Genomic DNA, 11,651 nt, shown 5'->3' with positions numbered 1-11,651 from the left:
GTCATGCAGCCGACACCCCGTCCATGGCACGACGCCAGCCAACTGCAGGCCCGGTTGCGCTGGTATCTGGCCCAATTACAACGCTTGCTGGGTGTGGGAGGTAGCCTGGCGTTGCTGCTGATCGTTGCCGCGCTGGTGATCCGCCAGGGCGTGATCGTCCCTGGCCTCGACGACAGCGCCCTGCGCCTGCACGAAGCCCGGGCAGGTATCGCCGAACAGCCACTGGACCTGCATGCCGACGAGCCCCAGGCAGTCAGGCGCCTGCCCGACACCGGCAGTTTCGAGGCGCGCCTGCAAAGCCTGTTGACGGCCTTGCAGCAGAACGGTTTCGCGGTCTTGCAAACCGACTTCCAGTATTCGTCCGTGGCAGATGACCAGACCCAACGCCTGGAGCTGGATATTCCGCTGAGCGGCACCTACCCGACCTTGCGCAAGGCGCTCGACGACGTCGCGCGCCAACCGGCAGTACGCATAGAAAACCTGAGCCTGCAACGCAAGGACATCGCCAGCGCGCAACTGGACATCCGCCTGCGCCTCAGCCTGCTGGCGGTGCTCAAGTGACACTGCCGGTGTACCTGCGCGTACTGCTCGCAGGCGTACTGCTCGGCTGTGGCTGGCTGTTCTGGCAGGACCTGAACACCCCGACAGCGCCGACCGCCGCCACGCCCACTGCCGACTCACGCGAGCCGGTCGCCACGCCATCCGCCTCCGCCGAGGCCAACATGCCCGAGCAGGCCACTCGCCCGGTCGATCTGTTTCCCAGCCAGAGCTGGCTGCCCCCACCACCGCCCGTGGCCGCAACGAAACCGAGCGCCCCGCAGGCGCCGCCGATGCCGTTCACGGTTAGTGCGCAGTGGCGCTATCAGGGCCAGTCGAAGATCGTCGTGCTCCAGGGCCAGGGCGTGCGCTACACCCTGTGCACAAGTTGCTCAGTGGAGGGCCACATCCGGCCGGGCGCGACCTTCGGCAAGGATTACCGGCTGGACAAACTGACCGAATCCCGCGTGGTGCTGACGTACTTGCCACTGCGCCAGGTGACCACGTTGCGCCTGGATACTCCATGAGCACGGATGGCTCTAGCGAAGAGAACGATCATGTCAAAATCTATCCGGCCATGGCTGGCCCTGCTGCTGATCGCCCTGACCGCCTGCCAGTCCCGCGGACCGCTCAACGAGAGTGAACAGTTGCGCCAGGACGGTGATCTCACCCGCTCGGTCGATGTGCTGCGCGCTGCCGTGCGCGAGCATCCGGACGACATCCAGTTGCGTGCCGCGCTGTTCGGCAGGACCGAACAACTGGTCGACCAGTACAGCCGTCAATCGGCCGAGGCACTGGGACGCAACGACGATGCCGGGGCCATTGCCGCCATGCAGCAGATCCTCAAGTACGACCCCGGCAACCTCGGCGCCAGCCAGGCCATCCGCACCATCCGCAACCTCGCCCGGCTGCGCCCGGAACTGGCCCGGGCGCAGGCCCTGAGCGAACGCAAGCCACGGGAGGCATTGGCCCAGGTCCGCCAGATCATCGCGCAGCAACCCAACTACCGTGAGGCCCTGGACCTGCGCGACAGCCTGACGCGCACCCTGGTCAGCGTCGACAGCCTCAAGCCGAAGCTGGGCGAGGCGATGAAAAAGCCGGTCAGCCTGCACTTCAGTTCCCAGAGCCTGACCACCATCTTCGAGACCATCGCCAAGCTCTCGGGCATCAACTTCGTGATCGACAAGGACGTCAATCCGAACGCGGCCGCCAGCATCTCCGCGTCGCGTACCACCGCCGAAGATGCGCTGAACCTGCTGTTGTCGACCCACCAGCTACAGATGAAGGTGCTCAATGCCGACACCGTACTGATCTACCCCGCACGCCCGGACAAGGAGCGCGAGTACCGCGAACTGGCGGTGCGCACCTTCTATCTCAGCCATGCCGACCCGAAACTGGCGGCGGCCGAGATCAAGCAGTTGCTCAAGCCCAAGGAAGTGCTGGTGGATGAACGGCTCAGCGCGGTGATCGTCCGTGACGGCCTGGAGACCCTGAGCGCCGTGGAGAAACTGGTGCAAGCCATCGACCTGGCCGATTCGGAAGTGACCATCGACATCCAGGTGATGGAGGTCACCCTGGTGGACGAACTCAACCTGGGGATCAATTACCCCGGTTCCATCGGCCTCTCGCTGCCCGGCACGGCTTCGTCCACCACCAGCCTGGGGCGCCAACTCGAAGTCGGCAGCCTGGAGGCCAAGATCAACCTGCTGCAGCGCAGCGGCAATACCGTCACCCTGGCCAATCCGCGAATCCGCGTGAAGAACCGGGAAAAGGCCGAGATCAAGATCGGCGACAAGATTCCGGTGGTCACCTCGACCACGGCCAACCTGACGACCACCGCGTCGGTCTCCTACCAGGATGTCGGCCTGAGCATCGAGGTCCAGCCCAATATCAGCCTGAACGACGAGATCAACCTGCAGATGGTGATCGACATGACGCACATCACCAAGCGCAACGAAGGGACCGACAATATCCCGCCGACCTTCGAGCTGGGGTCGCGCTCGACCCGCACCACGCTGACCGCGCGGAACAATGAAACCCAGGTGGTCGCTGGCCTGATCCGCACCGCCGACATCGACGAGGGCAGCGGTTTGCCGGGGCTCAGCCGTCTTCCAGGCTTGGGCCAGGCGATTTTCGGCACCAACAAGAGTGAGCAGGGCAAGAGCGAAATCATCCTGCTGATCACCCCACGGATCGAGCGTAACCTCGACCTGCCGGCGTCCCAGGTCAGTACCTTCAGCAGTGGTACCGAGGCGCGCAGTTCGACCGAGGGCATGGTCCTGCACAACAGCCAGAACCTGAACATGCAGACCAGCGGCGGCGCCGGCGGCAGCGCCATCCCACCGCCATTGGCGGTGCCGCGCGCGAATGAAAACTGGCAGCCACTGCCAGCGCCGGTGGAGCAGCCGGTGATGGAATCGCCGCTGCCCAAGCCGGTTGAGCCACCGGCTGCACCGGCGCCGGCAGCCGCTCCCTCAGACCAACAGTGACAGGCAGTGTGGCGAGCGGGAATACCGCAGACGAGGGATCAGCGCACCACGCCTTCCTCGACCAGCAGCTTGAGGATCGCCTCGGCCCCGGCTTCGGCACTGACGCCCTTGAGCACCTGCCCCCCGCCGCCGCTGGCCTTGGCCGTGGCGGCTTTCATCCGGTCGGCACCGCTCTTCGCCTTGATCACCTTGAGGCGCTTGGGCCGGGGCTTGGCCGGTTGCAGTTGCGCACCGGTGAACAGCTCATCCTCAAGCACTTGCACTTCTTCGGCCTGCAACACACCCCGTTGCGCAGGGCCATAGGCACTCTGACGTGGCTTGGGCGCAGCGTTATCCACCGTGGCGAGAAACGGCAGGCGCACCTTCAGCCGCCGCCGCTGACCGCGCGGCAAGGCTTGCAACACCTGGGCCACGCCGTCATTGATCGACTCGACCTGGGCCAGCCCCACCACCAACGGCCAACCAAGGTTCTCCGCCAACAGAAAGGGCAACATCCCCGAACCTTCGCCGGTTTCCGCCTGGCTGCCGGTGAGCACCACCTGAGCCCCGACATCGCGCAGGTAGTCGGTCAGCACCGGCAGCGCATCGGCTCCGGCCGGCTGTTCGAGCACCCGCAATTCGTCCAGGCCCATGCCCAGGTAAGCGCGCAGCGCCGGCTCGGCGACATCGCCGGCATGCACCACCTGCAAGTTATCCCCAGCCAGTTGCAGCCCCAACTCCACCGCCCGCGCATCCTGCTCGGCGCGGCGGGCGCGGCCGGAAGTCGGGTGGGCTCCGATCGACACCAGGCTGATTACATTCGTGTTCATGAATTCGTTCCCACCTTAGGCCGCATCGCGCTTGGCGCCATTGCGATATGCCGTCACTGCGGCGATCAGTGCACGGCAGATCTCGTTGCTGTCGCCAATCACCGACAGGTCGGCACGCTTGATCATGTCGCAACCCGGATCAAGGTTGATCGCCACTACCTTGTCGCAGGCACCGATGCCTTGCAGGTGCTGGATCGCCCCGGAAATCCCCACGGCGACATAGACCCGCGCCGTGACCCAGGTACCGCTGGCCCCGACCTGCCGATCGCGGCTCATGAAGCCATCGTCCACCGCCACCCGCGACGCGCCTTCGGTGGCGCCCAGGGCCGCCGCCGTCTCGTGGAACAGCGACCAGTCCTGAACGCCGTTGCCGCCGGAGAAAATGAACTCGGCCTCGGCCATGGGAATCGCCGCCGGGTCGACCGCCACCGCGCCAAGATCCTCGATGCGTGGCAGACTGCGCACGACACTTGTGGATAACTCCACGGGCAAGGCTTCGTGACGGGTTTCGCTGACCGATTCGGCACATTCGGCAGCCGCCAGGATCAGCCTCGCCAACGGCCGCGCCAAATCCTGCAGGCCGGCGCCGGCACGGCCGATGCACTCGCCGTCCTTGACCTGCCAGACCCGCGTGGCCGGCCGTTCACCCAGGCTCGCGGCAAAGCGCCGGCCCAGTTCCCCACCGCCGCTGCGGCTGTCCGGCAGCAACCAGTGGCGCGGACTGAACTGGTTATCCACAGCCCGCAGGCCCTGGACCCTTTGCTCCGGTGAATAACCACTGAACTCGTCGCCTTCAAGCACCAGCAGGCGATCGACGCCAGCGGTCTCGAAAGTGCTTTCCTTGTGTTCGCCAAAGACCACGGCCAGTACCGCACCGTCCTTGCCCGCCAACTGATGGGCCAGGCCGAGCAGATCGCGGTCGTGGCTGCTCAAGCGGCCACCGACCATGTCCGGCACCACACAGATGTGGAACGCCGGCTGCACCACCTGATGCAGCGGCAATTGCACCTCGACGCTGGCCGAACGCTTGGTCGCGCCGCCCTGCTGGGCGCCGCTGCGGTCGATACGCTTGATGCCGTTGGGGCCGATGAAACCGACGCCATGGAGATTCTTGCGGATGATCCCGTTAGGCCCCATCCAGCTGTGTTGTACCGGCTGCATCGCCGCGTGCAGCGGATGCAGCCGGTTGCGGGCGATCCGCTCGGCGCGCGGGTCGCGCCGGATAATATCGCTCATCAGTGCACCTCCGCAGGTTCACGCCGGGATGCCGGCTTGCTCGCTGGCGCCTCTTCCAGCAGGGCATCGGCCACCAGTTCGGCCAGGTCCTTGATCATCGGGCGAGGTTCGACCACACCTTCGAGCATCGCCGTGCATTGTGGACAACCGACCGCCACCACTTCGGCGCCGGTTTCGCGGATATCTTCCATGCGCATGTCGGGAATCCGCTGCTTGCCGGGAATGTCGGTGATCGGCGCGCCGCCACCGCCGCCGCAGCAACGGGAACGGAAACCGGAGCGCTGCATTTCCTTGACCTCGATCCCCAGAGCCCGCAGGACTTCGCGCGGTGCCTCGTACTCGCCGTTGTAGCGGCCCAGGTAGCACGGGTCGTGATAGGTCACGCTGTTACCCTTGTGCTGGCCGATGTTCAGGGCACCGGCGCCAATCAGCTCGGCCAGGTAGGTGCTGTGGTGCTGCACCTGGTAGTTGCCGCCGAAGGCGCCGTACTCGTTCTTCAATACATGGAAGCTGTGCGGGTCGCAGGTGACGATGCGCTTGAAGCTGTACTTGGCCAGGGTCTGGATATTGCGTTTGGCCAACAGTTGGAAGGTCGCCTCGTCACCCAGGCGACGGGCCACGTCACCGCTGTCGCGTTCTTCCAGGCCAAGGACGGCGAAGTCGACCTTGGCGGCTTTCAGGACCTTGACGAAAGCGCGCAGGGTGCGCTGGTTACGCATGTCGAAGGCGCCGTCGCCGACCCAGAACAGCACGTCGGTGCTCTGCTTCTCGGCCAGCAGGTCGAGGTTCAGGTCCGCCGCCCAGTTCAGCCGACCGCCAGGGGCGAAACCGCCCGGGTTGTCGGTGGCGATCAGGTTTTCCAGGACCTCGGCGCCCTTGTTCGGCGTCGCGCCCTTTTCCAGGGTCAGGTGCCGGCGCATGTCGACGATGGCATCGACGTGCTCGATCATCATCGGGCATTCCTCGACGCAGGCGCGGCAGGTGGTGCAGGACCACAGGGTCTCGGCGTCCACCAGGCCGTTGACGATCGGTTGATGCGGATTACCCGCATGCTCGCCGATCGGTTTGCCCGGATACGGGCTGCCGGCGAACTTCGCATCGGTACCGCCGGCCAGGCCGACGACCATGTCCTGGATGAGTTTTTTCGGGTTCAGCGGCTGGCCGGCGGCGAACGCCGGGCAGGCCGCCTCGCATTTGCCGCACTGCACGCAGGCGTCGAAGCCGAGCAGTTGGTTCCAGGTGAAGTCCTTGGGTTTTTCCACCCCCAGCGGTGCCTGCGGATCACTCAGGTCCAGCGGCTTGAGGCCGGTGGAGCGGCCGCCGCCGAAACGTTCGGCGCGGCGGTGCCAGGCCAGGTGCAGAGCACCGGCGAAAGCGTGCTTCATCGGCCCGCCCCAGGTCATGCCGAAAAACAGCTCGGACACGCCCCACAGCACGCCAAGGCCGAGGATCAGCGCCAGTACCCAGCCGCCGAAATCTTCCGGCAGGATCCCGGCCACCGGCAGGGTCACCAGAAAGAACGACGCCGAGAACGCCAGCAGGCTTTTCGGCAGGCGCATCCACGGGCCTTTCGACAGCCGCGACGGCGGGTTGCGTCGACGCCGGTAGACGAAGATCGCGCCGACGAACATCACCGCCGACATCAGCAGCAAGGCATAGCCGAGGATACGGTTGTGCAGGCCGAAACCGTGCACCAGCAGCGCCAGGACAATCGACGCCACCGCGCCACCGGCCGTGGCGACGTGGGTGTTGGCGATGTATTTGTCGCGCGCCACCACATGGTGCAGATCGACCATGTAGCGCTTGGGCATGGCGAACAGGCCGCCGAGCAGATCGACCTTCGACGGTCGGCCGCGGCGCCACATGGCGACCCGCCGCAGCGCGCCGAGGACGGCGAGGCCCAGGGCGGCGAACAGCAGGATGGGCAGAAGGGTGTTCAACATGGTGAAGCTCCCAAAGACCTAGGGTCTTGCAGGTCGAGATGCCTGACTCGGTTCCCGTGGGAGCGGGCTTGCCCGCGAAAGCGATAGGTCAGCCGACACTGGTGTTGAATGTCGGTCCGCCTTCGCGGGCAAGCCTCGCTCCTACAGGGTTATGTGCAAGCCGTTAGAAATCCTTGCACAGGCGCAGGGCATCGTAGATCGCCGCATGCGTGTTGCGCTGAGCCACGCAGTCGCCGATACGGAACAGCAGATAACCGTCGCCAGGCTGGCTCAGGCATGGCTGCGGCTGGATCGCGAACAACGCCTCGACATCAATCTGGCCCTTGTTGCGCGAACCGTCCTTGAGCCCGTAGTAGAGCGCTTCGTCCGGCCGCACACCGTTCTCCACCACCACCTGGTCGACCACTCGCTCTTCCTTGGCACCGGTGTATTCGTTCTCCAGCACCGCCACCAGCTTGTCGCCCTCGCGATAGACCTTCTCCAGCATCATGTCGCCGGTCATGATCACTTCTTTCGGGTACATGCTGCGGTAGTAGGTCGGGAACGACGTACCACCAATCGCCACGCCCGGCTTGATGTCATCGGTGACGATTTCGACCTGGCTGCCCTTGTCGGCCAGGAAGTCGGCCACCGACATGCCGGTGAATTCGCAGATGGTGTCGTAGACCAGCACGTTCTTGCCCGGTGCGACCTTGCCGTCGAGCACGTCCCAACTGCTGACCACCAGCCCTTCGGCAGCGCCCCAGTGTTCGTTCTGCTCCAGGTTCGGATGGCCGCCGACGGCCAGCACGACGATGTCCGGACGCAGGTCGAGGATGGTTGCCGCGTCGGCGGCAGTGCCCAGACGCAGGTCGACCTTCAGCCGCGCCAACTCCAGCTGGAACCAGCGGGTGATCCCGGCGATCTGGTCACGCTGCGGCGCCTTGGACGCCGTGGTGATCTGCCCGCCGATGCTGTCCTTCTTCTCGAACAGGGTCACCTCGTGACCACGCTCGGCAGCGACCCGGGCGGCTTCCATACCGGCAGGGCCGGCGCCGACGATGACCACCTTGCGCTTGGCACCCGTGGTTTTCTCGATGATATGCGGCACGCCCATGTATTCACGGGAGGTCGCGGCGTTCTGGATGCACAGCACATCCAGCCCTTGATACTGGCGGTCGATGCAGTAGTTGGCGCCGACACACTGCTTGATCTGGTCGACCTGGCCCATCTTGATCTTGGCGATCAGGTGCGGGTCGGCGATGTGCGCACGGGTCATACCGACCATGTCCACGTAGCCGCCTTCGAGGATACGGGTGGCCTGGTTCGGGTCCTTGATGTTCTGCGCGTGCAGCACCGGGACCTTGACCACTTCCTTGATGCCGGCAGCCAGGTGCAGGAACGGCTCCGGCGGGAAGCTCATGTTCGGGATGACGTTGGCCAGGGTGTTGTGGGTGTCGCAACCCGAGCCGACCACGCCGATGAAGTCGAGCATGCCGGTGTCGTCGTAGTACTTGGCGATCTGCTTCATGTCCTCGTGGGACAGGCCGTCCGGGTGGAACTCGTCACCGCAGATACGCATGCCGACGCAGAAATCGTCACCGACTTCCTTGCGCACGGCCTTGAGCACTTCCAGGCCGAACTTCATCCGGCCCTCGAAGCTGCCGCCCCATTCGTCGGTACGCTTGTTGACCCGCGGGCTCCAGAACTGGTCGATCATGTGCTGGTGCACGGCGGACAGCTCGACGCCATCCAGGCCGCCTTCCTTCGCCCGGCGTGCAGCCTGGGCGTAGTTGCCGATCACCCGCCAGATCTCTTCAGGCTCGATGGTCTTGCAGGTGGCACGGTGCACCGGCTCACGCACGCCCGAGGGCGACATCAGGGTCGGCCAGTGATAGCCGTCCCAACGCGAGCGACGGCCCATGTGGGTAATCTGGATCATGATCTTGGCGCCATGCTTGTGCATGGCATCGGCCAGGTTCTGGAAGTGCGGGATGATGCGGTCGGTGGACAGGTTCACCGAACTCCACCACTGCTGCGGGCTGTCGATGGCGACCACCGACGAACCGCCGCAGATCGCCAGGCCGATACCGCCCTTGGCCTTTTCCTCGTAGTACTTCACGTAACGGTCAGTGGTCATCCCGCCGTCGGTGGCATACACCTCGGCGTGGGCGGTACTGAGCACACGGTTGCGGATGGTCAGCTTGCCGATCTGGATCGGCTGGAACATTGCTTCGAAAGCCATGGTTCGATCCTCGACTTACAGCGGCTTGACGGTGAACAGGCCATCATCGTGGCCCTCTTCGGAACCGCCATAGACCTGCTCGGCCACGGTGCGGATCTGGCTGCCACGGGCGGCGAGGATCTGGTCCATGGCACCGGCGAACCAGCCGGTAAACATGTAGTCGACCTTGCGCCCGACCTTGCCGTAGACGTAGACGAACGCCGAGTGCTCGAGCTTGACGCTGGCCGTGCCCTTGTCGAGGTCGATGTCCTGGATCTTGAACAGGCCCCAGCCGCGCTGCGACAGGCGCTTCATGTAGTGCTCGAACACCGCGACGCCTTCGAGGCCGTGGCATTCGGCTTCCTTTTCACACCAGTGCCAGGCGGACTTGTAGCCAGCCTTGTAGAGAATTTCGGCATAGGCTTCGGCGCCCAGCACTTCTTCGATGCCCATGTGGTTGTTGACGAAGAAATGGCGTGGCACGTAGAGCATCGGCAACGCATCGCTGGTCCAGACACCGGTTTCGCTGTCGACTTCGATGGGCAGTTGCGGGGCGATTTTAGCCATGGGAAACACTCCAGAATTCATTGTTTGCGGCAGGCCGCGTACGCCCTGCGCGACCGGCGCGCAGGGGGAAATATCGAAAGCGGATGGGGGCGGGACTTACTCGCCCCAGACGTCCTTGAGCACGTTGACCCAGTTCTCGCCCATGATCTTGCGCACCACGCGCTCGCTGTGACCGCGCTTGAGCAGGGTCTCGGTGAGGTTGGGGAACTCGCCCACGGTGCGGATACCCAGCGGGTTGATGATCTTGCCGAAGCTGGTCAGACGGCGGGCGTAGCCCTTGTCATGGGTCAGGTACTCGAAGAACTCCTGGCCATGGCCCTGGGTGAAGTCGGTGCCAATGCCGATGGCGTCTTCGCCGACGATATTCATCACGTACTCGATGGCTTCGGCGTAATCGTCGATGGTCGATTCGATGCCCTTGGCCAGGAACGGCGCGAACATGGTCACGCCGACGAAACCGCCATGGTCGGCGATGAATTTCAGTTCCGCGTCGGACTTGTTGCGCGGGTGCTCTTTCAGGCCCGAAGGCAGGCAGTGCGAGTAGGTCACCGGCTTCTTCGATTCGAGGATGACTTCCTCGCTGGTCTTGGAACCGACGTGGGACAGGTCGCACATGATACCGACACGGTTCATCTCGGCGACGATCTCGCGACCGAAGCCCGACAGACCGCCGTCACGCTCGTAGCAGCCGGTGCCGACCAGGTTCTGGGTGTTGTAGCACATCTGCACGATGCCCACGCCGAGCTGCTTGAAGATCTCCACGTAGCCGATCTGATCCTCGAACGCATGGGCGTTCTGGAAGCCGAAGAGGATGCCGGTCTTGCCCAGTTCCTTGGCCTTGCGGATGTCGGCGGTGGTGCGTACCGGCATCACCAGGTCGCTGTTCTCGCGAATCAGCTTCTGGCTGGCAGCGATGCTGTTGACGGTGGCCTGGAAGCCTTCCCAGACCGACACGGTGCAGTTGGCGGCGGTCAGCCCACCCTTGCGCATGTCTTCGAACAGTTCGCGGTTCCATTTGGCAATGATCAGCCCGTCGATAACGATGCTGTCGGCGTGTAACTCGGCTGGGCTCATCAGGCTGTCCCCTTTTTAGGCGATTCATGCGCCGAATCGTCTGCCGGCGCTTTGGACCCAGCATATGCCCAGGCCATGTCGGAGCCGGGTGCAAAAACGACAGGGGAATTGCCGAAAGCGTCAATCCGCGACAAAGGGCATCAAGACAGTAGGCTCAAGCACTTATCGTTGTACGACTATTCTTTGCATTCGGCTTGAGACAGAATTGCCGTTGACCGTTCCCCTATCAGCTTCAGGACGCCGTAATGAAATCGATTTTCCTGGCCTTGGCCCTTGTCAGCGTGGGTGTTCATGCGGCCGAAGACACCGACACCTCGCCGTGCGACGCGGTTGCGGACGACCAGCAGACCCTGGAATGCGCCACCTACAACAAAAACACCGCCGATCAGTTGCTCAAGGAAAACTTCCAGGCCTTGCTGGATCGGGTGACGTCGCAATACGCGAGCAAGAAAGCCGAGCAGGCCGATATCACCGCCCGCCTGCAAAAAGCCCAGCAGCTCTGGACCCAGTCGCGCGACGCCGACTGTGCCATCGCGCCGCTGCCGGCCAAGATCGGCAGCAAGCCGTACAACATCGACCTGAACGACTGCCTGGCGAGCAAGAGCGACGAGCGCTCGGAGTTTCTCGAATCGCTGCTGCAGGAATGACGCGCATGGGTAACGACAGGTCGCTGCCCGATCCGGCCTGGCCGTTTGCGGCCAGCGCCTTGACAAGCCCCACGACGAAACTTAACTGATAGGCAGCAACTCACGCCCTGAACTGGCTGTACAGGCGAGTCGATCACGATAATCAG

The 11,651-nt window shown here is 64.2% G+C and carries 10 protein-coding genes; 4 read left to right on the top strand and 6 right to left on the bottom strand.

Annotation, left to right across the window (positions count from 1 at the left end; genetic code table 11):
- Window positions 1-3 precede the first annotated feature (3 nt).
- Genes BLU37_RS09765 through BLU37_RS09755 form a run of 3 tightly spaced genes read left to right on the top strand, consistent with a single transcriptional unit; the run spans window position 4 to window position 3,026 of the window.
- Window positions 4-561: a GspMb/PilO family protein gene (locus BLU37_RS09765; protein WP_090204409.1), complete on the top strand. Its 558-nt coding sequence runs from the start codon at window positions 4-6 to the stop codon at window positions 559-561.
- Window positions 558-1,064 carry a hypothetical protein gene (locus tag BLU37_RS09760; protein WP_090204406.1) on the top strand — a complete coding sequence of 169 codons (507 nt, stop codon included), beginning with the start codon at window positions 558-560 and terminating at the stop codon, window positions 1,062-1,064. The genes BLU37_RS09765 and BLU37_RS09760 overlap by 4 nt, the downstream gene beginning before the upstream one ends.
- A gap of 30 nt (window positions 1,065-1,094) precedes the next feature.
- A complete protein-coding gene (locus BLU37_RS09755; RefSeq protein ID WP_090204403.1) occupies window positions 1,095-3,026 on the top strand; it encodes a secretin and TonB N-terminal domain-containing protein in 1,932 nt (643 codons plus the stop codon).
- A gap of 38 nt (window positions 3,027-3,064) precedes the next feature.
- On the opposite strand, the gene etfB is transcribed toward BLU37_RS09755, so the two are convergent.
- The 6 genes from etfB to BLU37_RS09725 form a co-directional block, all read right to left on the bottom strand.
- Window positions 3,065-3,835 carry an electron transfer flavoprotein subunit beta gene (etfB, locus tag BLU37_RS09750; protein WP_019360902.1) on the bottom strand — a complete coding sequence of 257 codons (771 nt, stop codon included), beginning with the start codon at window positions 3,833-3,835 and terminating at the stop codon, window positions 3,065-3,067.
- Between the two features lie 15 nt (window positions 3,836-3,850).
- Entirely contained in the window at window positions 3,851-5,071 is a 1,221-nt protein-coding gene (gene etfA / locus BLU37_RS09745; RefSeq protein ID WP_090204400.1) for an electron transfer flavoprotein subunit alpha, read from the bottom strand.
- Entirely contained in the window at window positions 5,071-7,014 is a 1,944-nt protein-coding gene (dgcB, locus tag BLU37_RS09740; RefSeq protein WP_019360903.1) for a dimethylglycine demethylation protein DgcB, read from the bottom strand. The genes etfA and dgcB overlap by 1 nt, the downstream gene beginning before the upstream one ends.
- Before the next feature lie 163 nt (window positions 7,015-7,177).
- Window positions 7,178-9,238 (bottom strand): dimethylglycine demethylation protein DgcA, encoded by a 2,061-nt coding sequence (gene dgcA, locus BLU37_RS09735; RefSeq protein ID WP_090204397.1) that lies wholly within the window; start codon window positions 9,236-9,238, stop codon window positions 7,178-7,180.
- A 15-nt stretch (window positions 9,239-9,253) separates the two neighbouring features.
- Window positions 9,254-9,784, bottom strand: coding sequence for a DUF5943 domain-containing protein (locus BLU37_RS09730; protein ID WP_010452075.1), 531 nt, complete (start codon window positions 9,782-9,784; stop codon window positions 9,254-9,256).
- Between the two features lie 96 nt (window positions 9,785-9,880).
- Entirely contained in the window at window positions 9,881-10,858 is a 978-nt protein-coding gene (locus BLU37_RS09725; protein ID WP_010452077.1) for a dipeptidase, read from the bottom strand.
- A 245-nt stretch (window positions 10,859-11,103) separates the two neighbouring features.
- Between BLU37_RS09725 and BLU37_RS09720 the strand changes: the two genes are divergently transcribed.
- Complete coding sequence (locus BLU37_RS09720) at window positions 11,104-11,505, top strand: lysozyme inhibitor LprI family protein (RefSeq protein ID WP_010452082.1); 402 nt, start codon at window positions 11,104-11,106, stop codon at window positions 11,503-11,505.
- Window positions 11,506-11,651 lie beyond the last annotated feature (146 nt).

Source organism: Pseudomonas asplenii (assembly GCF_900105475.1).
Taxonomy (GTDB): Bacteria; Pseudomonadota; Gammaproteobacteria; order Pseudomonadales; family Pseudomonadaceae; genus Aquipseudomonas; species Aquipseudomonas asplenii.
Note: the sequence above shows the minus strand (reverse complement) of the source record. Positions and strands in the feature narration are given on the sequence as shown.

Excerpts from the sequence above, each read along its gene's own strand:
- BLU37_RS09765 (WP_090204409.1), top strand. The coding sequence starts at position 4 with ATGCAGCCGACACCCCGTCCATGGCACGACGCCAGCCAACTGCAGGCC.
- BLU37_RS09755 (WP_090204403.1), top strand. The coding sequence starts at position 1,095 with ATGTCAAAATCTATCCGGCCATGGCTGGCCCTGCTGCTGATCGCCCTG.
- etfB (WP_019360902.1), bottom strand. The coding sequence starts at position 3,835 with ATGAACACGAATGTAATCAGCCTGGTGTCGATCGGAGCCCACCCGACT.
- etfA (WP_090204400.1), bottom strand. The coding sequence starts at position 5,071 with ATGAGCGATATTATCCGGCGCGACCCGCGCGCCGAGCGGATCGCCCGC.
- dgcB (WP_019360903.1), bottom strand. The coding sequence starts at position 7,014 with ATGTTGAACACCCTTCTGCCCATCCTGCTGTTCGCCGCCCTGGGCCTC.
- dgcA (WP_090204397.1), bottom strand. The coding sequence starts at position 9,238 with ATGGCTTTCGAAGCAATGTTCCAGCCGATCCAGATCGGCAAGCTGACC.
- BLU37_RS09730 (WP_010452075.1), bottom strand. The coding sequence starts at position 9,784 with ATGGCTAAAATCGCCCCGCAACTGCCCATCGAAGTCGACAGCGAAACC.
- BLU37_RS09725 (WP_010452077.1), bottom strand. The coding sequence starts at position 10,858 with ATGAGCCCAGCCGAGTTACACGCCGACAGCATCGTTATCGACGGGCTG.
- BLU37_RS09720 (WP_010452082.1), top strand. The coding sequence starts at position 11,104 with ATGAAATCGATTTTCCTGGCCTTGGCCCTTGTCAGCGTGGGTGTTCAT.